The sequence below is a fragment of the Mitsuaria chitosanitabida ATCC BAA-476 = NBRC 102408 genome, from assembly GCF_001598255.1.
Lineage (GTDB): Bacteria > Pseudomonadota > Gammaproteobacteria > Burkholderiales > Burkholderiaceae_C > Roseateles > Roseateles chitosanitabidus.
This window is the reverse complement of sequence record NZ_BCYP01000006.1, coordinates 46,540-72,244: the sequence shown is the minus strand read 5'-3', so window position 1 is coordinate 72,244 and position 25,705 is coordinate 46,540. Positions and strand designations below refer to the sequence as shown.

20 protein-coding genes and 1 tRNA gene are annotated in these 25,705 nt (G+C 68.8%); 3 read left to right on the top strand and 18 right to left on the bottom strand.

All coding sequences use genetic code 11. The features are described from left to right. Nucleotides 1-148: 148 nt before the first annotated feature. Nucleotides 149-1,012 (top strand): J domain-containing protein, encoded by an 864-nt coding sequence (locus MCHT01_RS03275; RefSeq protein WP_067062334.1) that lies wholly within the window; start codon nt 149-151, stop codon nt 1,010-1,012. Here MCHT01_RS03275 and MCHT01_RS03270 read toward each other — a convergent pair. The 5 genes from MCHT01_RS03270 to MCHT01_RS03250 form a co-directional block, all read right to left on the bottom strand. Further along, complete coding sequence (locus MCHT01_RS03270) at nt 990-1,622, bottom strand: ABC-type transport auxiliary lipoprotein family protein (protein WP_169806089.1); 633 nt, start codon at nt 1,620-1,622, stop codon at nt 990-992. The two genes, MCHT01_RS03275 and MCHT01_RS03270, sit on opposite strands and share 23 nt — an antisense overlap. 5 nt (nt 1,623-1,627) lie before the next feature. Further along, nucleotides 1,628-2,590 (bottom strand): MlaD family protein, encoded by a 963-nt coding sequence (locus MCHT01_RS03265; protein ID WP_084451749.1) that lies wholly within the window; start codon nt 2,588-2,590, stop codon nt 1,628-1,630. Between the two features lie 39 nt (nt 2,591-2,629). Next, complete coding sequence (locus MCHT01_RS03260) at nt 2,630-3,499, bottom strand: ABC transporter ATP-binding protein (RefSeq protein WP_067062329.1); 870 nt, start codon at nt 3,497-3,499, stop codon at nt 2,630-2,632. Further along, nucleotides 3,496-4,668, bottom strand: coding sequence for an ABC transporter permease (locus MCHT01_RS03255; RefSeq protein ID WP_067062327.1), 1,173 nt, complete (start codon nt 4,666-4,668; stop codon nt 3,496-3,498). Before MCHT01_RS03255 ends, MCHT01_RS03260 begins: the two co-directional genes overlap by 4 nt. Before the next feature lie 187 nt (nt 4,669-4,855). Then, nucleotides 4,856-5,887 carry a LytTR family DNA-binding domain-containing protein gene (locus MCHT01_RS03250; protein ID WP_067062324.1) on the bottom strand — a complete coding sequence of 344 codons (1,032 nt, stop codon included), beginning with the start codon at nt 5,885-5,887 and terminating at the stop codon, nt 4,856-4,858. 157 nt (nt 5,888-6,044) lie between these two features. On the opposite strand from MCHT01_RS03250, the gene MCHT01_RS03245 reads away from it, so the two are divergent. Beyond that, nucleotides 6,045-7,391 carry an acyltransferase family protein gene (locus tag MCHT01_RS03245; RefSeq protein WP_067062321.1) on the top strand — a complete coding sequence of 449 codons (1,347 nt, stop codon included), beginning with the start codon at nt 6,045-6,047 and terminating at the stop codon, nt 7,389-7,391. A gap of 73 nt (nt 7,392-7,464) precedes the next feature. On the opposite strand, the gene MCHT01_RS03240 is transcribed toward MCHT01_RS03245, so the two are convergent. The 13 genes from MCHT01_RS03240 to MCHT01_RS03180 form a co-directional block, all read right to left on the bottom strand. Continuing rightward, nucleotides 7,465-7,541: transfer RNA gene (locus tag MCHT01_RS03240), tRNA-Pro, on the bottom strand. Nucleotides 7,542-7,575: 34 nt separating this feature from the next. Then, entirely contained in the window at nt 7,576-8,043 is a 468-nt protein-coding gene (locus MCHT01_RS03235) for a MerR family transcriptional regulator (protein ID WP_067062318.1), read from the bottom strand. Nucleotides 8,044-8,083: 40 nt separating this feature from the next. Beyond that, nucleotides 8,084-8,449, bottom strand: coding sequence for an integration host factor subunit alpha (locus MCHT01_RS03230; protein WP_067062315.1), 366 nt, complete (start codon nt 8,447-8,449; stop codon nt 8,084-8,086). Between the two features lie 15 nt (nt 8,450-8,464). Next, nucleotides 8,465-10,879, bottom strand: a complete 2,415-nt coding sequence (pheT, locus tag MCHT01_RS03225) for a phenylalanine--tRNA ligase subunit beta (RefSeq protein ID WP_067062308.1) — start codon at nt 10,877-10,879, stop codon at nt 8,465-8,467. 39 nt (nt 10,880-10,918) lie between these two features. After that, nucleotides 10,919-11,956: a phenylalanine--tRNA ligase subunit alpha gene (gene pheS / locus MCHT01_RS03220; RefSeq protein WP_067062294.1), complete on the bottom strand. Its 1,038-nt coding sequence runs from the start codon at nt 11,954-11,956 to the stop codon at nt 10,919-10,921. Nucleotides 11,957-12,141: 185 nt separating this feature from the next. After that, entirely contained in the window at nt 12,142-12,498 is a 357-nt protein-coding gene (rplT, locus tag MCHT01_RS03215) for a 50S ribosomal protein L20 (protein ID WP_058934277.1), read from the bottom strand. 26 nt (nt 12,499-12,524) lie between these two features. After that, entirely contained in the window at nt 12,525-12,728 is a 204-nt protein-coding gene (gene rpmI / locus MCHT01_RS03210; protein ID WP_067062292.1) for a 50S ribosomal protein L35, read from the bottom strand. Between the two features lie 146 nt (nt 12,729-12,874). Beyond that, a complete protein-coding gene (gene infC / locus MCHT01_RS03205; RefSeq protein ID WP_084451747.1) occupies nt 12,875-13,423 on the bottom strand; it encodes a translation initiation factor IF-3 in 549 nt (182 codons plus the stop codon). Between the two features lie 68 nt (nt 13,424-13,491). After that, nucleotides 13,492-15,417, bottom strand: a complete 1,926-nt coding sequence (gene thrS, locus MCHT01_RS03200; protein WP_067062283.1) for a threonine--tRNA ligase — start codon at nt 15,415-15,417, stop codon at nt 13,492-13,494. A 203-nt stretch (nt 15,418-15,620) separates the two neighbouring features. Continuing rightward, nucleotides 15,621-16,706: a patatin-like phospholipase family protein gene (locus MCHT01_RS03195; RefSeq protein ID WP_067062282.1), complete on the bottom strand. Its 1,086-nt coding sequence runs from the start codon at nt 16,704-16,706 to the stop codon at nt 15,621-15,623. A gap of 49 nt (nt 16,707-16,755) precedes the next feature. Then, complete coding sequence (locus tag MCHT01_RS03190; protein WP_067062281.1) at nt 16,756-18,933, bottom strand: TonB-dependent receptor plug domain-containing protein; 2,178 nt, start codon at nt 18,931-18,933, stop codon at nt 16,756-16,758. 272 nt (nt 18,934-19,205) lie between these two features. Then, entirely contained in the window at nt 19,206-21,542 is a 2,337-nt protein-coding gene (locus MCHT01_RS03185; protein ID WP_067062280.1) for a Tex family protein, read from the bottom strand. Nucleotides 21,543-21,596: 54 nt separating this feature from the next. Further along, a complete protein-coding gene (locus tag MCHT01_RS03180) occupies nt 21,597-23,303 on the bottom strand; it encodes an acyl-CoA dehydrogenase family protein (RefSeq protein WP_439956149.1) in 1,707 nt (568 codons plus the stop codon). 424 nt (nt 23,304-23,727) lie between these two features. Here MCHT01_RS03180 and MCHT01_RS03175 point away from each other — a divergent pair, with 424 nt between their 5' ends. Next, nucleotides 23,728-25,557 carry a M4 family metallopeptidase gene (locus tag MCHT01_RS03175; protein WP_084451745.1) on the top strand — a complete coding sequence of 610 codons (1,830 nt, stop codon included), beginning with the start codon at nt 23,728-23,730 and terminating at the stop codon, nt 25,555-25,557. The last annotated feature ends 148 nt before the right edge of the window (nt 25,558-25,705 follow it).

The following is a 25,705-nucleotide window of genomic DNA, read 5'->3' as shown; positions in this document are numbered from 1 at the left end:
GAAAAACAGCCCGGAGACGGGCTGTTTCCGCTTTGAAGGGTCATGGTCGAAAGGCAGAATCGGCGCACGGGGCAGGACCCCGTTCAGGACCGTCCACAAGACCGTCCCAAGCACCTTCCAAGACCGTTTCGCAGGGACCCGATTCGACATGATCAGCCAGGCCATCACGCCGAGAGAACTGGACCGCCGCCGCGAGCAGCTGGTCGATCTCCAGCGCTATCTGGCCGATCAGGAACGGGAGTACGCCGAGCTGCGCCGACGCGTCCAGGGCTTCATCGACCGGTATGTCGCGACGCTGGGCCCGCTGTACATGGAGCTGGACGCGCTCGAGTCCCAGCTCTACTGCGCGATGCGCTATCTGCACGAGGCGCTGGCCCGCAACGGCCTGGACACGCGCGGTCCGGATTCGCCCAAGGCGACGGCCATGCCCCAGCTGCTGGTGCTGCCGGCGGGCGCCCCGCTCCCGCCCGAACCCGAAGGCGGCCTGATCCAGGTCGGCCCGCCCCCGCTGAAGACGCTCTATCGCCGCGCCGCCAAGCGCCTGCATCCGGACCTCGCGCCCGACGACGCCGAGCGCGGCCGCCGCGAACGCAAGATGGCCGAGGTCAACGAGGCCTATGCGACCTCGGACCGCGCCCGGCTGGAATCGCTGCTGCTCGCGGCCGGTGAAAGCATGGTCAAGGTGCGTGGCGGCGACGCCGACGCGGTCATGGAATGGCTGCGTTCGACCGAGCGCGCGGTGCAGGGCCGCCTGCGCGTGGTCCAGGCCCACATCGCGCTGCTGACCAATCACCAGATGCATGCGCTGGGCGAGTCCGTCGAGCGCGCCGAGAAGAAGGGGCTCGACCCGCTGGGCATCATGGCCAACCGCCTGCGCGCCCAGATCACCGAGCGCCGCCAGGAGCTCTACATCGGGCAGCGGCTGCAGCCCGAGTCCAGCCTGACCGAGGCCTTCCTGCGCCAGCGCGAGCAGCGCCTGGGCGGCGGCCTCAGCGCCGCCCGCGCGCCTTAGGCTCCCGGACCGGGAGCGCCGCGGCCCAGGCCGCGATTTCCGGCCCCAGCGCGTCGACGGCGGCCGCCGTCGCCTTCACCGCGCCTTCCGCGTTCGCGCCCGATGGCTCCGTCCGATCGAAGGCGCGTTGTGTGCCGTCGTCGGCCGTCGCGGTCACGCGCACCTGCACCTCGCTGCGCGTCGCGCCGCTGAAGTTCTGCAGGGTCTCCTCGAGCTCCAGGGTCACCGCGACCGCCGGTTGCTGATCACCGCCCGCCACCAGCGGCGCGCGCAGGTACTGCTGCCGCAGCCGCGTCGCCACCAGCACCGGCAGCGGTGCCGCCCAGCGCGCGTCGCGATAGACGCGGCGCGCATAGGGATCCGAATCAGTGAGCCGGTAGGCGATGCCGGTCCCTTGCAGCATCTCGGAGGCGCCCACCGATTGCAGGTCCACGCGCCGCGCCAGCGGCGTCTGCGCCGGCCAGGCGGTCGCCGGACCGAGGTCCATCTGCGTCGGCGCCGGCGCGCGGCTGCCGCAGGCGCTCAGCGCCGCGAGCGTCAATGCCAGGCCGCCCAGGGTCAGCGCGCGGCGGACGCCGTCGGTGCCGCCCGTGCGAGGGAGTCGGATCATGTCGTTCATTTCTTCGCTCCCGCGTCGAAGCCGGATTCGCCGGGGCCGGGCTCGCCGGGTGTCGGTCCGAGGATCAGGCTCTGCGGCTGATCGCCGATGCGCTGGGCCGCGCGCTCCAGCGCGCGCGCCGCCTGCGACAGGTCGTCCAGCACCGCCCGCTGACGCGGCTTGTCCGTGCTGCCGACCAGCGAGGTCTCCAGCCGCCGCAGCGTGCGCTGCAGCTGCGCCGCCGCGTCGCCCAGCTCGTCGATGGCCGCGGCCTTGCCCTTGTACTCGTCGACCAGCGCCCCGCCCTGCCGGGCCAGCGTGTCCACGTTGCCCAGCGTCTGCCGGCCCGCGACCACCAGGCCATCGGTGTTCTTCACCAGCGAGGGAAGCGCCTGCGCCGTGGGCTTGAGCTCGCGCACCAGCTCGTTGAGCCCGGCCGAGGCCTCGTGCAGTTGCGCCAGCGTCTCGCTGAGCTGCTGCTGGTTGCTGTCGCTGAGCACCTTCTGGATGCGGTCCATGGTCGCCAGCGCGCTCGCGGCCAGCTTGGGGCCGGCGTCCTGCAGCTGGTCCAGGAAGCCCGGCGCCAGGGGGATGCGGCGCGTCTCCAGCACGCTGAGCTTGGGGTCGACCGGATCCTTGCCGTCGTCCAGGTCGATGAAGGACAGGCCGGTGATGCCCTGGTAGCCGAGCTTGGCCTGCGTGCCGGGGGCGATCGGGGCCTCGGCGTCCACGTCGATGTCGACCAGGATCTGGCGCGGCTGCTCCGGATCGAAACGGATCTTGCCGACCTTGCCGATCTGCACGCCGCGCAGCTTCACCGGCGCCTTCACGTTCAGGCCCGGCACGCCGGAGCGCGAGACCACGGTGAAGGACTGCGTGGCGCCGCGGTCGTCGCGGAACCACACGATCACCAGCACCAGCGCGGCGCCCAGTAACAGCACGAACAGGCCGGTGGCCAATGCATGAGCCTTGTTTTCCATGTGCTTGCCCGAGGCCCTTTCTTTCTTGTGTCCAGCCCGTCAAGCGGGCAGCGCGTCCTGATGATGCAGGGCGTCGCGGTAGTCGCGCAGGTTGTCCCCGGCGCAGCGCTGCGTGTGGCCGAGGAAGAAGTTGCGGATGAAGGGATGCGACTGGTTGACGACCTGCTCCAGCGGCCCGTGCGCCACCAGATGCTGGTCGGCCAGCACCGCCACGCGATCGACGATCGCGAACAGCGTGTCCACGTCGTGCGTGACCATGACCACCGTCAGCGCCATCTCGCGCTTGAGGCTTTCGATCAGCTGCACGAAGCGCTTGGAGCTGGCGGGGTCCAGGCCGGCCGTGGGCTCGTCCAGGAACAGCAACTGCGGATCCAGGATCAGCGCCCGCGCCAGCGACACCCGCTTGATCATCCCGCCCGAGAGCTCGGCCGGCATCTTGATGCCGTCCTCCGGCTTCAGGCCGACCTGCTGCAGCTTGGTCATGACCAGCTCGGCGATCAGGTCCTTGGGCAGGCTCTTGAGCTCGCGCAGCGGCAGCGCGATGTTGTCGAACACGCTCAGCGCCGAGAACAGCGCGCCCTGCTGGAACAGCACGCCCCAGCGGTGCCGCACCTGCGCCAGGTCGCGCGCCTCGCACTTGCCCAGCACATGGCCGAAGACGCGGATCTCGCCCTCGCTGGGCCGCTCCAGTCCCAGCATCAGCCGCAGCAGCGTGGTCTTGCCGCTGCCCGAGCCGCCGATGATGCCCAGCACCTCGCCGGCCGTGACCTCCAGGCTCAGGTCCTTGTGGATGCGCACGCCGCCGAGCACGGTGCCCACGTGAAGCACCTCGATCACCGGGTCGCCGGGCCGGACGTTCAGCGCCTGGGCCAGGTCGGCCGAGGCGGATTCGATGCAGTCGTCGCTCATTGCTTCAACCCCACGTCGGAGAACATCACCGCGAAGATCGCGTCCACGATGATGACCACGGTGATCGACGCCACCACCGAGGAGGTGGTGCCGGTCCCCAGGCTTTCGCTGTTGGGCTTGATCCTCAGCCCGAAGTGGCAGGCCACGAAGGCGATCATGAGCCCGAACACCGCCGACTTGGACAGCCCCAGCCACAGGTTGGCCACCGGCACGGCGGCGGGCAGGCCCTGCAGGAACTGGATGTAGTCCAGGCCCAGCGTGGCGCGCGCCGCGATCATGCCGCCGACCAGCACCATCGAGCTGGTCCAGGTCATCACCAGCGGCAGGGACAGCGACAGCGCCACCATCTTGGGGAGCACCAGCCGGATGGTGTGGGAGATGCCCATCACCGACAGCGCGTCGAGTTCCTGCGTCACCCGCATCACGCCCAGCTGCGCGGTCATCGCCGAGCCGCTGCGCCCCGCCACCAGGATGGCGGCCAGCAGCGGACCCAGCTCGCGCCAGACGCTGATGCCCAGGATGTTGATCACGTAGATGTCGGCGCCGTAGCTCTGCAGCTGCTTGGCGGTCAGGTAGGACAGCGTGATGCCCACCAGCACGCCCACCAGCGCGGTGATGCCCAGCGCCTGCGCGCCGCTGCGGTAGATGTGGGCGGAGATGTCCTTCCAGGAGATCAGCGCCGGATGGCGCGCCAGCGTGCCCAGGTCGCGGACGACCTGACCGAGCAGGGCCGTGGCGTCCAGCAGGTGGCTGGCCAGGTTCAGCAGGCCCTGGCCGAACTGGCGCACGTTCTGCGCGCGGGGAGGACGGGCGGGCTTGCCCTGCTTGCTGCCCAGGCGCGCGAACAGCGCCTGGAACATGTCGGCCAGCGGCGCCGGCGGCCAGCGCAGCTGATCGGGTTGGCGGCGGCCCCAGGCCTGCCAGAGCAGCAGCGCGCCGGTCGGGTCGAGCCGGCTGACGGCGCTCAGGTCCCAGGCCACGTCGTTCTTGGGCATCTCGCCCAGTTCGCCGCGCAGCGCCTCGACGCGCTCGCGCAGCGCCAGCAAGGTCCAGTCGCCTTCCAGACGCGCCTGCACGCGCCCGCCCTCGCCCGCCTCGCGCACCAGGCGCGGCGTGGCATTCCCGGCAGCGGGCGGCGGCGCGTCGCGGTCTTCGATGTGAGCGTCCATTGGGGTCAGAGCATAGCCGCGTGGCGCCCTCGCGGCGACCGTCCGGGGATCGACATCGCCCACGCGGAAGGGGCTTGATCGACTCTCCCGAATGGGCAAGGAGCGCGGGCGCGGGGCACCCCGGGCAGGATTCAGTCCCGGCGTCGTGTCCCGCCCGCGGGCGGGAGTCCGGCGCGCCTCGGACCGTTCAGGCCAGGCGTTGCCGGAGCCGCTCCAGATAGGTGCGACTGCACGGCAGCCGGCTGCCGTCGCGCAGGCGCAGGTGGGCGTCGCCCGCCTCGGTGGGCTCGATGGCCTCGATCAGCCTCAGACGCACCAGGTAGCTGCGGTGGACGCGGACGAACTCCCGGGGATCGATGCGCTGCTCGAAGGCGCCCAGGCTGCTGCGCAGCGGGTAGTCGTGCTGCTGGCGATGCAGGTTGACGTAATTGCCGCAGGCCTGGATCCACTCGATCTCGTCCATCGGCAACAGGAACTCCTTGCCCAGCTTCTTGACCAGCAGGCGCTCGGGGCGGGGAAGCGAGGGCGGCGCGGGCGCCGGGTCCGGCTCGCGCGCGGGCTCCGCCTCCGCGGCGGACGCGAGCGAGGTGGGCATCGGCAACGACGGCGGCGATGTCTGCCGCACGAGGCTCGGGCTCGGGCTCGGGTCGAGGTTGGGGTTACGGTTCGAACCCACGGCCGGACTCGGCAGCGACGCCGGCGCGGCGCCTGGTGCTTCCGCGAGCAGGCTGGCCTCGCCCTGCCAGCGCCAGACCAGCAGCCGGTAGGCGCCGACCACCGTCAGGATGAAGGCGTAGCTGCGCAGGTCCTTGAGCGCCTCGTAGAAGAACTCGACCGGCCAGTCGCCGAAATCGTAATGCGCGCCCTGCGTCGCGTAGGCCACCTTGCGCAGCCCCACCATGCCGAGCACGTGGACCACGCTGGTGATCAGGGCGAACAGCAGATGCCAGGGCAAGTGCCGCTTCAACCGGCCCCAGCGCAGCGGCTTGGTGTCGGCGGCCCGGACCAGCCACGGCAGGATCGCGATCCACAGGAAGGCGCTGGAGAACTCCCAGACCGCCGGCTCCCAGGCCTCGACATGAAGACCGGCGCGCGCGAGGTCCATCCGCGCGATGACGGTGTTCACCGCCGCCGAGCCCAGCAGGAAGCTCATCCAGCCCGCCCGCTCGATCCATCGACGCCGCCTCAGATAGAGCGCCAGCCACTTGTCCTCTGCCATGGCGGCGGAGTGTAGGGGCGACTCGCCCGCCCGGGACGTCACGGGCCGCCTTCAGGGACGACGCGCGGCCCCTGGGACGGGGCGGGTCGTCACTGCTTGGGGGCGGCTCGTCACATTCCGGCCCCGCGCTCGCCGGCCGCGCCGATGCTGCCACGCCATGGACACCACCCTTCCCTCCTCCTCGCCCGCGGCCCGGACCGGCGCGAGCCTGCCGGCGCCCGCCGCCGGCACGAACGCCGCGATCGGCCGCCCCGCCTCCCGGCTCACCGAGCTCGACTGGCTGCGCGTGATCGCCTTCGGCCTGCTGATCCTCTACCACTCGGGCATGTTCTACGTGAGCTGGGACTGGCATGTGAAGTCGCCACGGCTCATCCCGACGCTCGAGGGCTGGATGCTCTGGCTGAACCCATGGCGCATGTCGCTGCTGTTCGTCATCTCCGGCGCGGCGACGGCGCTGATGCTCGGACGGCCCCCCGCGCGCGACGGTACCGAGGCGCCGAATGCCCCGGTCGGCGCCGGCCTCGGCCGCCTCCTCGCCACCCGCAGCCGCCGCCTGCTGCTGCCGCTGGTGTTCGGCATGGCCGTGGTGGTCCCCCCGCAGTCCTATCTGGAGGTGGTGGAGAAGCTCCACTACGCCGGCAGCTACCTGGACTTCCTGAAGCTCTACTTCCAGGCCTATCACGGCTTCTGCCGCGGCGACGACTGCCTGACCCTGCCGACCTGGAATCACCTCTGGTTCCTGCCCTACCTGTGGGCCTACACGGCGGTCGTGCTGCTGGCCTGCCTGGCCTCGCGGCGCTGGATGACGCATCCGGGCTGGGGTCAGGTCGTGCGCGGCGGGCGTCTGCTGTGGGTGCCTTGGTTGCTGTTCGCGATCGCGCGCCAGCATCTGCTGGACCGCTTCCCCACCACGCATGACCTGACCCACGACTGGTACCAGCACGCGGTCTACGGCGCGATGTTCGTGCTGGGGGTCGTGCTCTTCGGCTCCCGCGAGGACCGGCATGGCGCCTGGGAGGCGGCTCGGCGGTGGCGCTGGGTCGCGCTGGTCGGCTTCATCGTCGTGCAACTGCTGTCGCAGGGTCTGACCGCCGGCTGGCAGGCCGCGCACGGGGAGCACTTCTCCGACTGGTTCCTGATGGCCATGCGCGCGCTGAACGCGGGCAAGCAATGGCTGCCCATCGTGGCCGCGCTGGGCTGGGGCCGGCAGCTGCTGGCGGATCGGGATTCGGCGCTGCTGCGCTGGCTGACGGTCGCGGTGTTCCCGTTCTACATCGTTCACCAGACCGCGACGGTGATCGCCGGGCATCTGCTCGCGCCGCTGCAGCTCCCGCTGGCGGTGGAGGCGACCGCGCTGGTGGCGATCACGGCGACGGCCTGCCTGATCGGCGCGGGACTCGCGACGCGCCTGCCACTGCTGCGACCGTGGATGGGACTCGGACCTTTGAAGACCGCCAGGCCGAAGCCGTCGCCGACAGCGGTCGCGACCGCCCCCGGAACCTGAGCGCGGAAGCGGCATCGACAAACGAAAAAGCCCGGCACCTTGCGGTACCGGGCTTCTCGATTCTTCTTATTAATGGTCGGGGTGGCGGGATTCGAACTCGCGACCCCTTGCACCCCATGCAAGTGCGCTACCAGGCTGCGCTACACCCCGACGAAGCCTCAGATTCTATACGCATCTGAGTGCGTCATGCAAGCAAACTCTCGCGAATTGCCAACAATTCTTCTCTGACCTGTTCCAGGGTCAGTTTCTCGAGCGAGACGCTGGTGTGCGCCGCGCCGTCCGACATGTCCGACGCGAGCGCGCGCATGGACTCGCGCTGCGCGCGGCCGGCCTCGATCTGCGCGGACGCGAGCGCCTCCGCGCGGAACTCCTGCGCGTTGGCCGAGCTCGCGTGCGACGACGTGTCGATCAGTTGATTGCGTGCCCCGCTGATCGTGAAGCCCTGGTCGTAGAGCAGATCGCGGATGCGCCGGATGAGCAGCACCTCGTGGTGCTGGTAATAGCGGCGGTTGCCCCGGCGCTTCATCGGCTTGAGCTGCGTGAACTCCTGCTCCCAGTAGCGCAGCACGTAGGGCTTCACACCGCAAAGCTCGCTGACCTCACCGATGGTGAAGTAGCGCTTGGCGGGGATGGCGGGCAGCGCGATGTCCATGGGAATCAGGAGCTCCGGCGGCTGAGACAGGGGTCAGACTCTACTCGAAGTCCCCGCCCGTCGGCGTGTTGCCTTGGACGGCTTCTTTCAATTTGTGACTCGCGTGGAACGTGACGACGTTGCGGGCCTTGATGGGGATCGCCTCGCCGGTGCGCGGGTTGCGTCCGGGACGCGGCGCCTTGCGGCGGATGTTGAAGTTGCCGAAGCCCGACAGCTTCACCTCGCGACCGCTGGAGAGGCTGTCGTGAATGATGTCGAAGAAGGCCTCGACCATGTCCTTGGACTCGCGCTTGTTCAGGCCGAGCTTGTCGAACAGCAGTTCGGCCAGCTCGGCCTTGGTCAGCGTCGGGGTCTCCAGGCTGCCGAGCAGCACTCGGGCCTGCTCCTTCAGATCGTCATCGCTCATTCGTGCTCTCCCTCCTCAGCCGCGCAGTCGCGCGCCCAGGCGTTCGCCCAGCTGCGCCACCACCTTCGCCACCGCCTGCTCGATGCGTTCGTCGGTCAGGGTGTTCTCGTCGTCCAGCAGCTCCAGGCGCACGGCCAGGCTGCGCTCGCCCGCCTTCAGCTCGGCGGTGGGCTGGGCCGGCTTGAAGACGTCGAACAGACGGGCGGAGCGTACCAGGGCTTCCCCACTCGATTCGATCGCCTGCATGAGGGAGGCGTGCGTGACCTGCTCGCCCACGATCAGGGCCAGGTCGCGCTGCACCGCCTGCAGTCGCGCCACGCCCTTGCCCTGCGGCAGCGTGCGCGCCAGCGCCGCGTCCAGCGCGACTTCGAACAGCACGGGGGCCGACGGCAGGTCGTAGCCTTGGCGCCACTTCGGGTGCAGCTCGCCGACCACGCCGATCTCGACACCATCCAGCAGCACGCGGGCGCTGCGACCCGGATGCAGGGCCGGGTGTTGCGCGGCCTCGAAGCTCAGCGGCAAAGGCGCGAACAGCGCTTCCAGGTCGCCCTTCACGTCGTAGAAGTCGACGGCGCGGTCCTTCAGCGCCCATTGCTGCTGCTCGGCCGGGCCCCAGGCCAGACCGGCCAGCCGCATCGGCTGGGCAATGCCGGCGATGGTGGTGTCGCTTTCCTGCACCGACGCGTCGCGCAGGAAGACGCGGCCGATCTCGAAGACACGCACCCGCGGCGCCTTGCGCGACAGGTTGTTGCGCAAGACCTGGACCAGCGAGCCCATCAGCGAGGTCCGCATCACCGCCAGCGGTGCGGCGATCGGGTTCAGCAGCTGGATCGGATTCGCGTTGCCGGCGAGTTCCTGCTCCCAGCGCGCCTCGACGAAGCTGAAGTTGATGGTCTCGAAGTAGCCCTGAGCGGCCATCGCGTGGCGCAGCGCGTGCGTCGCGCGGCGCGACTCGGTGCGCACCTTGCCGACCACCGGCGCCAGCGGGGGCGTGCCCGGCAGCTTGGGATAGCCCAGCACGCGGATGACTTCCTCGATCAGGTCTTCCTCGATCTGGAGGTCGAAGCGGAAGGACGGGGGCGTCACCGTGATCACGCCCGGCGCGGACGTGAACGACAGACCCAGGCGCTGGAACACGCTCTCGCAATCGGCCTGCGTCACCGGCATGCCGATGATCTTGGCGGCGCGGTCGACGCGCAGCGCGACCGGCTTGCGCTCGGGCAGCTGCGTGGTCTGGTCGTCCATCGGGCCGGCTTCGCCGCCACAGATCTGCTGGATCAGCGCGGTGATGCGCTCGATGTGTTCGACGGTGCCGGCAGGATCGACGCCGCGCTCGAAGCGGTGACCCGCGTCGGTCGAGAAGTTGAAGCGGCGCGAACGCCCCATCACTGCCTTCGGCCACCAGAACGCGGCCTCGACATAGATGTTCCGGGTGTCGTCGGACACGGCCGTGGCGTCGCCGCCCATGATGCCGGCCAGCGATTCGACCTGCTCGCGATCGGCGATCACGCCGACCTGCTCGTCGATCTCGATGGTGTTGCCGTTCAGCAGCTTGAGCTGCTCGCCGGGCTTGCCCCAGCGCACGATCAGCTCGCCGTGGATCTTGTCCAGGTCGAAGATGTGGGACGGGCGGCCCAGCTCGAACATCACGTAGTTGGAGATGTCCACCAGCGGCGAGACCGAACGCTGACCGCAGCGGGCCAGACGGTCGACCATCCACTGCGGGGTCTTGGCCTTGGTGTCGACGTTGCGGATCACGCGGCCCGAGAAGCGGCCGCACAGATCGGCGGCTTCAATGCGCACCGGCAGCTTGGCATCGTTGGCGACGGCGGCGGCGGCGATCTCCGGCGCGATCAGCGGTGCGCCGGTCAGCGCGGAGACTTCGCGCGCGATGCCGTAGACGCTCAGCGCGTGCGCCAGATTCGGCGTGAGCTTCAGCGTGAACAGCGTGTCGTCCAGATTCAGATGCTCGCGGATGTTCTGGCCGATGGGCGCGTCCGCGGCCAGCTCCAGCAGACCGCCGTGGTCCTCGGCCAGCTTCAGCTCGCGGGCCGAGCACAGCATGCCGAAGCTCTCGACGCCGCGCAGCTTGCCCTTGCCGATCTTGAAGGGCTTGCCGTCCTCGCCGGGGGGCAGCTCGGCGCCGATGGTCGCCAGCGGGACGCGGATGCCGACGCGCGCATTCGGCGCGCCGCAGACGATCTGCAGCAGCTCGGGGCCGCCGGCGTTGACCTTGCACACGCGCAGGCGGTCCGCGTCGGGATGCTGCACGGCCTCGACGATCTCGGCCACGACGATGCCGTGGAACGGCGGCGCGACCGGGCGCAGCTCTTCCACTTCCAGGCCGGACATGGTCAGCAGTTCGGCCAGTTCTTGCGTGTTCAGCGCGGGATTGCAGAAGGCCCGCAGCCAGCTCTCAGGGAATTGCATGTGGTTCTCTCTTGCTCTCTAGGCGACGACCGTACGGGCTTACTTGAACTGCGACAGGAAGCGCAGGTCGCCGTCGAAGAACAGGCGCAGGTCGTTGACGCCGTAGCGCAGCATGGCCAGGCGGTCGATGCCCGAGCCGAAGGCGAAGCCGATGTAGCGCTCGGGATCGAGGCCCATGTTGCGGATCACCTGCGGATGCACCTGACCCGAGCCCGACACCTCCAGCCAGCGGCCCTTGAGCGGACCGGAGCCGAACATCATGTCGATCTCGGCGCTGGGCTCGGTGAAGGGGAAGTAGCTCGGGCGGAAGCGGATCTCCATGTCCGTCGTCTCGAAGAACTGCTGCATGAAGTTCACGTAGACGGACTTGAGGTCCTTGAAGCTGATGTTCTCGCCGACCCACAGGCCTTCGACCTGGTGGAACATGGGCGAGTGCGTGGCGTCGCTGTCGACGCGGTAAGTGCGGCCGGGCGCGATGACGCGGATCTCCGGCATCGGCTGGCCGGCGTCGATCAGCGCGCGGTGCTTCTTGACGTGCTGCACCGCGTAGCGGATCTGCATCGGGCTGGTGTGGGTGCGCAAGACATGACCCCCTTCGATGTAGAAGGTGTCGTGCATCGAGCGCGCCGGATGATCCTCGGGGGTGTTCAGCGCGGTGAAATTGAACCAGTCGTTCTCGATCTCGGGGCCGTCGGCCACGTCGAAACCCATCGAGCCAAAGATCGCCTCGATGCGCTCCATCGCGCGCGTGATCGGGTGCAGACCGCCGGTGCCACGCTGGCGGCCGGGCAGCGTGACGTCCAGCGCCTCGGCCTTGAGCTGCTTCTCGAGCTCGGCGTCCGCCAGCGCCTGACGGCGCGCGGTCAGCGCGGCTTCGATGCCTTGCTTGAGCTGGTTGATCTGCGCGCCGCGGGTCTTCTTTTCCTCGACAGACAGCGCGGCCATGCCCTTCATCAGCTCGGTGACCTGGCCGGTCTTGCCCAGAAATCGGGCCTTGGCGTTCTCCAGGTCAGCGGGAGTCGTGGCGGCGGCGAAATCGCCGGTGGCCTGTTGCAGCAATTGATCGAGGTCGTTCATCGCGGGGCGACTGGAAGTCGTTGGCGGAAATCGAAGGCGGGCTGGCCGATGGCGAACATCGCACCAGCGCACCGGAATGAAAAAAGGCCGAACACCAAGGTGTCGGCCTTTGAAAAGCGGCCGCTCCGACGAAGCGGAGCAGCCGGCCCGCGCGCGGGAGAGCACCCGCACGTGGACCTTGGCTATCAAGCCAGAGCGGCCTTCACCTTGGCGAAGATGCTGGCAAAGCCAGCAGGATCGTTGACGGCGAGATCGGCCAGGACCTTGCGGTCGATGTCGATCTGGGCCTTCTTCAGGCCGGCCACGAACTTGCTGTAGCTCAGACCCAGGCCACGGCTTGCCGCGTTGATACGGGCAATCCACAGCTGGCGGAACACGCGCTTCTTGGCACGGCGGTCACGGTAGGCGTACTGGCCCGCCTTCATCACCGCCTGCTTGGCGATGCGGAAGACGTTCTTGCGACGACCACGGAAGCCCTTGGCCAGAGCCAGGACCTTCTTGTGACGAGCACGTGCGGTTACACCACGTTTGACGCGAGGCATGTTGTATCTCCTTGTCTACAGCTGGATTACAGACCAGCGGAGGGCAGCATCGCGGCGATGTGGCCCATGTTGGTCTCATGCACGGTCGTGGCGCCACGCAGGTGGCGCTTGTTCTTCGTGGTCTTCTTGGTCAGGATGTGGCGCTTGAACGCCTGACCGCGCTTGACGGTGCCACCCGGACGAACGCGAAAACGCTTTTTCGCGCTGCTCTTGGTCTTCATCTTGGGCATGACTGCTCCTTCTATGTGCGTCCCTCCAGGCGACCACGGGAACCGCGGTACTTGATGGCCTGCAGGAGACTAATAAGCCCGCCGACGACCAGATCGGCGGGCTGAACTTGTCGGCCCTCCTCGCGGAGCGCCGGGACCCCGGAGGGTCAGGTGCGCTTCTTCGGTGCCAGCACCATGATCATCTGGCGACCCTCGAGCTTGGGCATGTGCTCGACCACGGCCACGTCGGACAGCTCGTCGCGGATGCGTTCCAGCATGCGCATGCCGATGTCCTGGTGGGTGATCTCGCGGCCGCGATAGCGAAGCGTGACCTTGCCCTTGTCGCCGTCCTCCGCGATGAAGCGGCGCAGATTGCGCATCTTGATCTGGTAGTCGCCCTCGTCCGTACCCGGACGGAACTTGACTTCCTTGACCTCGATGACTTTCTGCTTGGACTTGGCTTCCGCCGCGCGCTTCTGCTCCTGGTACTTGAACTTGCCGTAGTCCATCAGGCGGCACACGGGCGGCACTGCGGTGGCGGCAATTTCAACCAGATCGACGTCCAACTCACCGGCCATCCGGAGCGCTTCCTGGATCGATACGATGCCGATGGGCTCGTTCTCGGGGCCATTCAGACGGACTTCGGGAGCCATGATTTCGCGATTCAGGCGGTGCTTGCGCTCCGGAATCGCACGACGGTCAGCAAAAGTAGCGATGGTGGTTACCTCTCGACGGGCCTTGGCAGGGGTCCGAAGTGATCAATACAACGCAAAAAGCGCCCGACTCAGGCCTTGTCCGCGATGGCTGAAGACAGCTTCGAAACGAAGTCCTCCAGCGACATCACGCCCAGATCCTGGTTGCCTCGGGCGCGCACTGCAACCGCGCCGTTCGCCTTTTCCTTGTCGCCGACGACAAGGATGAACGGCACTTTCTGCAGCGAATGCTCGCGGATTTTATACGTGATCTTCTCATTGCGCAAATCTGCCTGGACCCTAAGCCCTTGTTTTTGCAGCGATTTCACAATGTCGGAAACGTAGTCCGCCTGGGCGTCCGTGATATTCGCGACAACGACCTGCGTCGGCGCCAGCCAAACGGGCAGCGCGCCGGCGTGCTGCTCGATCAGGATGCCGATGAAACGCTCGAGCGAACCCACGATCGCGCGGTGCAGCATGACGGGCGTCTTGCGCTCGCCATCCTCGCCGACGTACTCGGCACCGAGCCGGCCCGGCATCGAGAAATCGACCTGCATCGTGCCGCACTGCCACTGGCGGCCGATGGCGTCCTTGAGCGTGTACTCGATCTTCGGGCCGTAGAAGGCACCGTCGCCCGGGGCGATGATGAAGTCCACGCCCGAGGCGCGCAGCGACTCCATCAGCGCGAACTCGGCCTTGTCCCAGACCTCGTCGGAACCGATGCGGGCATCGGGACGCGTCGCGACCTTGTAGATGATGTTGTCGAAGCCGAAGTCCTTGTAGACCTTCTGCAGCAGCGCCGTGTAGGCGACGCACTCGGCCAGGATCTGGTCTTCCGTGCAGAAGATGTGGCCGTCGTCCTGCGTGAAGCCGCGCACGCGCATGATGCCGTGCAGGCCGCCCGTGGGCTCGTTGCGATGGCACTGGCCGAACTCGCCGAAGCGCAGCGGCAGGTCGCGGTAGCTCTTGATGCCATGCTTGAAGATCAGGATGTGACCGGGACAGTTCATCGGCTTGAGCGCGTAATCACGCTTCTCCGACTCCGTCGTGAACATGTTGTCGCGGTACTTGTCCCAGTGGCCCGTGGCTTCCCACAGCGTCTTGTCGAGCAGCTGCGGACCCTTGACCTCCTGATAGCCGTTGTCGCGGTACACGCGGCGCATGTACTGCTCGACCTCCTGCCACACCGTCCAGCCCTTGGGGTGCCAGAACACCACACCGGGCGCGTGCTCGTCGATGTGGAACAGCTCCAGGTCCTTGCCCAGCTTGCGGTGGTCGCGCTTCTCGGCCTCTTCCAGCATGCGCAGGTAGTTGGCCAGGTCGTCCTTCGTCGCCCAGGCCGTGCCGTAAATGCGCTGCAGCTGCTCGTTGCGGTGATCGCCGCGCCAGTAGGCGCCGGCCACCTTCATCAGCTTGAAGAACTTCAGCTTGCCCGTCGATGGCACGTGCGGGCCGCGGCACAGGTCCGTGAAGCCGCCCTCGGCGTACAGCGACACCGCCTGATCCGCCGGGATGCTCTCGATGATCTCGGCCTTGTAGGCCTCGCCGATGCCCTTGAAGTACTGGACCGCCTCGTCGCGCGGCAGCACCGAGCGCGTCACCTTCTCGTCCTTCTTCACCAGCTCCGCCATCTTGGCCTCGATGGCGGCCAGGTCCTCGGGCGTGAAGGGGCGCTTGTAGGAGAAGTCGTAGTAGAAGCCGTTCTCGATGACCGGGCCGATCGTGACCTGGGCGTCGGGGAAGAGCTCCTTGACCGCGTAGGCCAGCAAGTGGGCCGTCGAGTGGCGGATCACCTCCAGGCCGTCGGGATCCTTGTCCGTGATGATGGCCAGTTGCGTGTCCTGGTCGATCAGGAAGCTCGTGTCGACCAGCTTGGCGTTGTCGCCCGAGCCGACGCGGCCGGCCAGCGCGGCCTTGGCCAGGCCCGTGCCGATGGAGGCGGCCACCTCGGCGACCGTCACCGCTTGCGGGAACTCGCGCTTGGAACCGTCGGGCAGTTGAATAGAGATGTTGGACATGTGCGTGTGCTCCAGAAACCAAAAAGCGCGGCCACTAGCCGCGCTTCTTCTGGGGTGCTGACTTTTTCCGGACAGCGATGAAAAGACGTGACGAGCCGCGGCCGCTCAAACCTTGCAGAGGGAGGTCGTAGTCCGCGGTGTCATAACCATTCGCCTTTCCCGGTCCTTGTTGGAAAAAGAAAAAATGAGGCGTCGAGTGTAGCTCACAGCGTTTGAACGTCCAGTGACGGCCGGGCGCAGGCCTCGCGGAACTCGTCGCGCAGCCGCTCGCCCTCCTTGACCGCGCGCAGCCAGTCGCGGGCGCGGCCGGGCACGTCGTCGACGTAGCGCTGGAAGTCGTTGCGGTCGGGCAGCTTGCCGTTGGGCAGCGTCTTCACCCACTCGGGGTTGGGTGTCAGCAGCACGACGTTGTCCAGGAAGGCGCTGGCGCGATGGCGATGCTTGAGCGCCTTGTCCAGCCAGCCCGGCACGACGCTGGCCTGGAAGTGCGGATAGAGCGCGATCCCCTCGCCCACCATGGCCGCGTAGTTCAGGTGCAGGTGGTAGTCGGTGATGCCGCCGTCCCAGTAGGCGCCGGCGGGCGCGCCCTCGATGTCGTGCACGGCCTGCAGCCAGAACGGGATGGAGCAGCTCGCCAGGATGCTGGGCTTGAGGTTGGCGGCGTCCAGCGAGACCTGCCGGCTGCGATAGTCCCCCAGCGGCATGGGCAGCGGGGAACGCTGGTCGGAGAACACCACCCGTTCCAGCCACGCGCCCATGGCCCGGCGCGACACCGCGTTGGCGGCGAAGGCGCCGAGATAGCCCAGCGGCGTGCGCAGCCGCCCTTCCCTGCCCAGCACATGCCGGCCGCGCGAGGTGAACACATGCAGCCGGAACCGCGGATGCGACAGCACCTCGGCCTCTCGGCCGCCGAAGATCTCGCCCAGCTTGCCGGAGAAGGCGCGCGACACGACCGCCGCGCTGGGACGCTTGCCGGGCTGCTCGGACTCGTAGTCCTGCCAGGCGTAGTCGTGGGCCAGGCGCTGGAACTCGGCGTCGGCCTGGGCCGCGTCGCGCGTCAGGCAGGCGGTGGCCATGCGCCAGGCGCCGATGGAGGCGCCCAGCAGGTGGACCTCGTGCCCGCCGGACGGGAGGAACTCGCCGAACAGGTGCGCGTCCAGCGCGCTGAGGATCAGCCCCTTGGGGCCGCCGGCCGCGCCGGGCACGACGCGCACGTCGGCGGCGCGCAGGCCGTGGTCGCGCAGCCGCTGGCGCGCCTTGGGTCCGGCGAGGATCTGCAGGGCCTGCATCGGCGGAACGTCCTTTCGTGGGCGTCCGCCGAGCTAGGCGCGGACGCGGTCAGAGCTTCATGTCGAGGGCCAGACCCAGTTGCGTGCGGGAGCCGCGCGCCACGTAGGTGTAGTCGCCGCTGGTCACCGAGGTCAGTCGGGTGTTGTCCAGCGGGGCCAGATTATTGGCCGAGAAGCGCAGCGACGTCTTCGGGCTGAAGGTCCATTGTGCGAAGAGGTCGAGCTGACGCGAGCGCCACTGGTCCAGCGTCTGGCGCTCCGTCTGCTGGGTGGCGTAGCCCGGCGTGTAGACCAGCGTCGAGCCCACCGTCAGCGGCAGGCCGCTGAAGCGGTAGTCGAAGCCCACGCTGCCCGTCCAGGGCGGCTGCTGGTCCAGGCGCGCGTCCGGTCCGGACAGCGCCTTCACGCGGGAGCGGTAGACGCTGAGCGCGGTGCGCAGGTTCAGCGCGGTCTTCGCGTCGAACAGCGAAGGCAGCAGCTCGCCCGCGCGGCCCTTGAGCTCCATCTCGATGCCGCTGGTGGTGGCGCGCGAGATGTTGGTCGGTCGCATCACGTAGCGCGGCACCGGCACGATCGCGGTCGGCGCGTCCAGCGTGGTGACGTTGCGGATCAGGTCGTTGATGCTGCGATGGAAGAAGCCCAGGCTGAACATGCCGCCGCCGCTCATGTAGCGCTCGTAGGCGATGTCGATGCCGGTGGCCAGCTCGGGCTTGAGCATCGGGTTGCCCACGCGGTCGGCGTTGAGCTCGTCGTTGGTCTGCTTCTCGTCCGGGTAGTTGACGTTGAGCGCGTAGCGCCCCATCAGCTGGGTGATCTCGGGCGGCTTGTAGCTGCGGGTCACGCTGGCGCGCACCATCTCGCGGCCCTTGGGATCGAGTTTCCAGTTCAGGTGCACCAGCGGGCTCAGCACGCTGAAGCTGTTGCGGGCGTCGACGCCGATGCCCGAGCTGGTGGTGGCGATGCGCTCGCTGCGCAGGCCCAGCGAGGCCGACCACAGCGGGTTGATCTCCCACTCGTCCTGGAGGAAGAAGGCGCGGCGGTCGATGTTGGCGCGGAAGGCCTCGCCGTTGACGGCCGGCAGCTGGTCGACGCCGCCGACAGTGGTCGTGCGGGTCTCGTTGCGGCGGCGCCATTCCAGGTCCCAGCCGACGCTGACGGTGTGGTCATCGCCGACCAGCTGGCTGAACTTGCCCGCCTGCGTCAGGCCGCGGTCGGTGTTGCCGCCGACGTTGTGCACCGGGCGCGGTGTGTCGATGGTCAGGTTGTTCCAGGTCGCCTTGGCGTCCTGGACGCCGGCCTTGAGCTCGATCTTCTGGTTCTCGTTCAGGCGCTTGCTCCACTGCGCGTTGGCGCGCAGCAGCTGCCAGGTGCCCTCGTTGTCGGAGCTGTCGTCGAGCTTGGGCGCGAGGTAGACCGCGTCGTTGCGCACCGTGGTCTCGTTGTTCCACCAGCCCTTCTGCGCGAAGCCCTGCAGCGACACGGTCTCGTCGTCGCTGATCTTCCAGTTCAGGCGCGGCGCGCTGTTGAAGCCGTGGCCGTGGTTGCGCGTGACGGCCTCCTGCCGGGCCTCGACGGCCTGGCCGTTCTGGTCCAGACCGGGGCGGCGGATGTCCAGGTCCTGCCGGTTCAGCCACATGAAGGCCGACAGCGGCAGCGTGAAGGACACCGGCCCCATGCGCTCGCTGAGGGTGAAGGTGCCGGAGGGCCGCGGGCTCTCCACGTTGTAGCTGGCGCCCAGGCGCAGGTCGCGCTGCGACGAGCGCGGCGGTTCCTTGAGGATCACGTTGATCGCGCCGGCGACGGACTGGGCGCTCTGGTCGGCGGTCGCGCCCTTGGAGACCTCGATGCGCTCGATCTGCGACGGGTCCAGCTGGTCCAGCTTGAATCCGGGCGGCGCGGGATCGCCGTTGATCATCACCATCGTGTAGCCGTTGCCCAGGCCGCGCATGCGCACCGCGCCGTCGACCACGCTGATGCCGGGCAGGCGCTTGAGCACGTCGGCCACGTTGGTGTCGCCGTAGCGGTCCAGTTCCTCGCGGCCGTAGACCTGCTTGGAGACCGAGGCCTTGCGGCGCAGGTCGTTGTCGGACGGACGGCCGCCGGTGATCTCGACGCGGTCCAGGCGACGCGAGCCGCCCTCCCCGGGCGGCCCTTCCTGCGCGAAGGCGATCGATGCGACGGGCAGGCAGGCCAGCAGGCAAGCCCGGGCAATGGCGTGGGTCTTCAAAGGGGACTCCCGAATCTTCGTGTCGACACCATGAAGGCAGGTGTCGACGTTTATCTGGATGTGAACGGCGCGCAGCGTAGCGGCCGTCGCAGGACATCGTCACGACGACTGCGACCAGATGCGAAATTCGAGGGGCGAAGCGCGAATGCGCGGAGCGGCCCGTGCAGGGCCCGAGCGGGCATGCCCATGAGGCCCGCATGTTCCCGGGCCGAGGAGGATGTCGGCTCGGGTGGGCGATCAGCGCGCAAGCGCCGATCGCCGGTGCGCGAGGGTCAGCGCTTGAGCTTGGCGAAGGCCGCCGCCATCGCGCCGCCCGGAGCCGGCGCGTCGCGACCGCCCGCGGGGCGCTGGCCGCCCTGGCGTTCGTTGCGGCCGGCGGGGCGGAAGCTGTTGTCCGGCTTCGAGCCGCCGCGCGGCGCCTGCGCGTCCAGCTTCATCGTCAGCGAGATGCGCTTGCGGGCCATGTCGACCTCCAGCACCTTCACCTTGACGATGTCGCCGGTCTTCACGACCTCGCGGGCGTCGTTGACGAACTTGTTGGCCAGCTGGCTGACGTGGACCAGGCCGTCCTGGTGCACGCCCAGATCGACGAAGGCGCCGAACTGCGCGACGTTGGACACCGTGCCCTCCAGCACCATGCCCTCCTTCAGGTCCTTCAGGTCCTCGACGCCCTCGTTGAAGCGCGCGACCTTGAAGTCCGGACGCGGATCGCGGCCCGGCTTCTCCAGCTCGCCCAGGATGTCCTTGACCGTGATCGCGCCGAAGCGCTCATCGGCGAAGGCCTCCGGCTTGAGCGCGCGGATCACGTCGGACTTGCCCATCACGTCCGCGATCGGGCGCGCGACCTGGGCCAGGATGCGCTCGATGACCGGGTAGGTCTCGGGGTGCACGCCGCTGACGTCCAGCGGGTTGTCGCCGTCGCGGATGCGCAGGAAGCCCGCGGCCTGCTCGAAGGTCTTGGGGCCCAGGCCCGTGACGTCCAGCAGCTGCTGACGGTTGCGAAACGCGCCGTTGGCATCGCGCCAGCGCACGATCGACGCGGCCACGCCGGCCGACAGACCGGACACGCGCGACAGCAGCGGCGCCGACGCGGTGTTCAGGTCCACGCCCACCGAGTTCACGCAGTCCTCGACGACGGCGTCCAGCGTGCGCGCCAGCTCGCTCTGGTTGACGTCGTGCTGGTACTGGCCGACGCCGATGGACTTGGGATCGATCTTGACCAGCTCGGCCAGCGGATCCTGCAGACGCCGCGCGATCGAGACCGCGCCGCGCAGCGACACGTCCAGATCGGGCAGCTCCTTCGACGCGAACTCCGACGCCGAGTACACCGAGGCGCCGGCCTCGCTGACGACGACCTTCTCGATCACCGTGTCCGGCGCGATCGACTGGATGCGCTTGATCAGGTCGGCGGCGAGCTTGTCGGTCTCGCGCGAGGCGGTGCCGTTGCCGATGGCGATCAGGTTCACGCCATGCGTCGCGCACAGGCGGCCCAGCGTGTGGAGCGAGCCTTCCCAGTCGCGCTTGGGCTCATGCGGATAGACGGTGGAGGTGTCGAGCACGCGACCGGTGTCGCTGACCACGGCGACCTTCACGCCGGTGCGGATGCCCGGGTCCAGGCCCATGACGACGCGCTTGCCGGCGGGCGCGGCCAGCAGCAGGTCGCGCAGGTTCTCGGCGAAGACCTTGGTCGCGACCTTCTCGGCCTCCTCGCGCAGCCGGGCGAACAGGTCGCGCTCCAGGCTCAGGGACAGCTTGACCTTCCAGGTCCAGGCCACGGTCTTGCGGATCAGCTCGTCCGAGGCGCGCTTGCCGTGGGTCCAGCCGAGGTGGCGCGCGATGCGGCCCTCGGCGAGCGAGGGCTGGCCGACGACGACTTCCTCGTCCAGCGCCAGCTTGGCGTCCAGGAACTCCTGCGTGCGACCGCGGAAGACGGCCAGCGCGCGGTGCGAGGGCACGGTGCGGATCGGTTCGGCGTAGTCGAAGTAGTCGCGGAACTTGGAGATGTCAGGGTTGTTCTCGTCCTTGCCGTCCATCAGTTTGGACTTGAACAGACCCTCCTCCCACAGCCATTCGCGCAGCTTGCCGATCAGCAGGGCGTCCTCGGCCCAGCGCTCGGACAGCAGGTCCCGCACGCCGTCCAGCACCGCGAAGGCGTCGGCGAAGCCGGCGTCGGGATTCAGGAAGGCCGCGGCCTCGTTCATCGGGTCCAGAGTCGGGTCGGCGAAGAGCTTGTCGGCGAGCGGCTCCAGGCCGGCCTCGCGCGCGATCAGGCCCTTGGTGCGGCGCTTCTGCTTGTAGGGGAGGTAGAGGTCCTCGAGCTCCTGCTTGGTCGGCGCGGCGGCGATGGCGGCGGCGAGCTCGGGCGTGAGCTTGCCCTGCTCCTCGATGGACTTGAGGACGGCCTCGCGGCGGTCCTCGAGCTCGCGCAGGTAGCCGAGGCGGGCTTCGAGCTCGCGGAGCTGGATGTCGTCCAGGCCGTCGGTGGCTTCCTTGCGATAGCGGGCGATGAAGGGCACGGTGGCCCCGCCGTCCAGCAGCTCGACGGCGGCGTTGACCTGGGCCGGGCGTACTTTCAGCTCGGCGGCAATCTGGAGGAGGATCTTGTCCAAAACAGCGACGGGGCCGATGGGCCCGAGAGAGCAACGAAAGCGCGCGAGTTTAGGTCACAAGGGAAACGCCCTCTGCAACAACGCGTCGACGTCCATCCCGCGGGTGTCGACGGCGCCCACCACGGTCCCCCATCGCGGGTCGAGCCGCGACGCGATGAACGCATCGGCGACGACGGCCGGCGCGTGCCGCCGCAGCAGCGCGGCCTGAGCGAGCAGCACCAGCCGGGACGCGAATCGGCGGCCGAGCGCCTCCAGTTGATCGGGAGGCGTGGCCAGCAGCGCGCGCAGGCCGTCGAGCTCGGCGCGCAGGGCGCGGTCCTCGCCGACGTCGGCCGCGATCTCGTCGAGCAGCGCCAGGAAGGCCTGCGGATCGCGGGCCACCGCGCGCATCACGTCCAGGCACATCACGTTGCCCGAGCCCTCCCAGATCGAGTTGACCGGCGCCTCGCGGTAGAGCCGCCCCATGACGCCGTCGTCGATGTAGCCGTTGCCGCCCAGCACCTCCATCGCCTCGCCGGTGAGCTCGACCGCGCGCTTGCAGACCCAGAACTTCGCGGCCGGCGTGACCAGCCGCATCCAGGTCCGTTCGCGCGGGTCGTCCTGACGCTCGAAGGCCTGGGCCAGCCGCAGGCTCAGCTGCATCGCCGCCTCGCTCTCCAGCGCCAGGTCCGTCAGCACCGCGCGCATCAGCGGCTGTTCCACCAGCCGCTTGCCGAAGACCTGGCGATGCCGCGCGTAGTGCAGCGCCTGCGTCAGCGCCTGGCGCAGCATCGCCGCGCTGCCCACCACGCAGTTGAGCCGGGTGTAGGTCGCCATCTCGATGATGGTCGGGATGCCGCGGCCCTCCTCGCCCATCAGCACGCCGTAGGCGTCCTGGAACTCGACCTCCGAGCTGCTGTTGCTGCGGTTGCCGACCTTGTCCTTGAGCCGCTGGATGTTCACGGCGTTCTTCGTGCCGTCCGGCCGCCAGCGCGGCACGAAGAAGCAGCCCGGCGCGCCGTCCGGCGTCTTGGCCACCACCAGATGCGCGTCGCACATCGGCGCCGAGAAGAACCACTTGTGCCCGGTGAGGCGGTACTCGCCGCCACGCCCGCCGGGGCCGACCGGCTCGGCGCGGGTCGTGTTGGCGCGCACGTCGGAGCCGCCCTGCTTCTCCGTCATCCCCATGCCCAACCAGATCGAGCGCTTCTGCTCGAGCGGCACATCGCGCCCGTCGTAGTCGGTGCTGAAGAGCTGATCCCGCAAGCGATCCCACAGCGCCGGCTCGCGCCGCAGCACGGGGATGCTGGCCTGCGTCATCGTCGCGGGGCACAGGGTGCCGGCCTCCACCTGCCCGTGGAGGTAGAAGCCCGCCGCCCACGCGGCCCAGCGGCCGGGGCGCTCGTCGCGGAACGGCATCGCCACGAGATCGCTCCGCCGATACATCGCCAGCAGCGCATGCCAGCCGGCGTCGAACTCGACCCGGTCGATGCGGCGGCCGCGCTTGTCGAAGCTCTCGAGCGTCGGCGTCACGCGGTTGATGCGCTCGGCGATCGCGAGGGTCTCGGGCCGGCCCAGCGCGTCCGCGTAGGCCATGAGGCCCGGCACGAAGGGCTCCGCCCCGGCGCGCGCCAAGGCCTCCAGCAGCGCGGGATCGGTGGCCAGCGGCGAATGGCCGCTCAGCTCGTCCACCTGGTTCGCGACCTCGTGCGTGCGCCAGCCCACCGAGCTTGTCGTCTCCGGCGCCACAGCGCCGGTCCGCTTTGTCTCCGTCTGTGTCATGTGTTCGTCTCCCTGGGGGATGAGCCTGCGCGACCGGAAGCCTCGCCGTGTCCCGTGGACAGGGCTAGCGGAAGTCTAGTCCAGCGCCTATCGCGCGCCGGTGCGTGCACGCAGGGCGACGGGCGTGCCCGGAACGGGCGCCGCGCGGGCACGCCGCGGGTTGTTACGGATGTCAGTCCTGACAGGTCGGGCGGATAGCGCTCAGCCCCTACATTCGCGCTGGTCGACCGGACCACCACCACATACGACCTCGGGCCCTCCGAGGCAACCGGCGACACCTCGGGACGCGGCGCCAGCCGCACCAAGCACACCCGCGACGCCCGCATCCCGGGCCGAGAGCGGGGCCGCTGGTCCCGATCCACACGAGCGAGACCGGCGATTTCTTCGGGAGATCTGAACGATCCATCACGATGAAAGAGTCGACATGACACAGGCAAACTTCCGGCGCGTGCTGCGCGCCAGCTTCATGGCCGCCGCCGCGGTCGCCACCTGCAACGCCCTGGCCGCGGATCGCGTCGTCCTGGACGACAACACCCCCGTCAACGCCCAATCGGTGATGCGCGCCGCCAGCGCCGCCCCGAACGCGGCGACGGCGCTGGGCCTGGCCCCGTCCGACCTGCAGCCGCTGCGCAGCCAGACCTACGCCAACGGCAAGGTGGTGACCCGCCACCAGCAGTACTACCAGGGCGTCCCGGTCTGGGGCGAAGGCGTGGTCGAGCACCGCGACAACAACGCCGGCACCTCGCGCTACGCCGGCACCATGCTGTCCAACATCCAGCAGGACCTGGCGACCGTCCAGCCCAGCCTGACCTCGCAGGGCGCGCTGGTCGTGGCCAAGAGCGCCGTCAACGCGACGCTGACGCAGAACGAGCAGGTCAAGCTCTACGTGCGGCTGAACGCCAGCAACCAGGCGCAGCTGTTCTACCTGGTGTCCTTCCTGCGCGAGGACACCAAGCATCCGAGCCGCCCGCACTTCATGATCGACGCCACCAGCGGCCGCATCCTGGAACGCTGGGAAGGCCTGGCGCACCGTGACGCCACCGGCCCCGGCGGCAACGCCAAGACCGGCCGCTACGAGTACGGCACCGACTATCCGGCGCTGCAGGTCACGGACTCCTGCCAGATGAGCGACGGCAACGTCATCACCGTCAACCTCAACGGCAGCACCAGCGCGAGCAACACGCCCTTCCAGTTCACCTGCCCGCGCAACGAGTACAAGCAGATCAACGGCGCCTATTCGCCGCTGAACGACGCCCACTTCTTCGGCGGCGTGATCTTCAACATGTACCGGGACTGGTTCAACCTGCGGCCCCTGACCGGCACGCTCTACATGCGCGTGCACTACGGGAGCGGCTACGAGAACGCGTTCTGGGACGGCGCCGGCATGAACTTCGGCGACGGCGCGTCGACCTTCTATCCGCTGGTGTCGCTGGACGTGTCCGCGCACGAGGTGAGCCACGGCTTCACCGAGCAGAACTCCGGCCTGACCTACTCCGGCCAGTCCGGCGGCATGAACGAGGCCTTCTCCGACATGGCCGGCGAGGCCGCCGAGTACTACCGCAACGGCGGCACCAACGACTGGCTGGTGGGCGCGCAGATCTTCAAGGGCAGCGGCGCGCTGCGCTACTTCCAGGACCCGACGCGCGACGGCTCGTCCATCGGCAACGCGGCCAACTACCGCAGCGGCATGGACGTGCACTACTCGAGCGGCGTCTACAACCGCGCGTTCTACCTGCTGGCCACCACGGCCGGCTGGAACACGCGCAAGGCCTTCGAGGTGATGGTCGACGCCAACCGCCTGTACTGGACCGCCAACAGCACCTTCAACCAGGGCGCCTGCGGCGTCGAGACGGCGGCCACCAACCGCGGCTACTCCAAGGCCGACGTCACCGCGGCCTTCGCCACGGTGGGCGTGAGCTGCAGCGGCACCACGCCGCCGCCGACCGCCACGGTGCTGACCAGCGGCGTGCCGGTGACCGGCATCTCGCTGGCCACCAACGCCACGAAGCTGTACAGCATCGCGGTGCCGGCGGGTCGCTCCAGCGTGACCTTCAAGCTGAGCGGCGGCACGGGCGACGGCGACATCTACGTGCGCCGCGGCTCCGCGCCGACCACGAGCACGTATGACCGCGCGTCCACGGGCTCGACCAACAGCGAGACCATCACGATCTCGGCACCGACGGCGGGCACCTACTACCTGCTGCTGAGCGCCTACGCGAAGGTCACCAGCACCTCGCTGGTCGCCACCTACTGATCCACGCCTGACCGGATCCCGGCGCGCCGCCACGAGCGGCGCGCCGGCTTCGCCGTTTCCGTGCCCGCCCCGTGCTCGAGCGATCGCGGCCGCCCTCGCGCATCCCGCCGCGCGTCCGGCGGCACGAAGGGCCGGGGCGCCACCAACG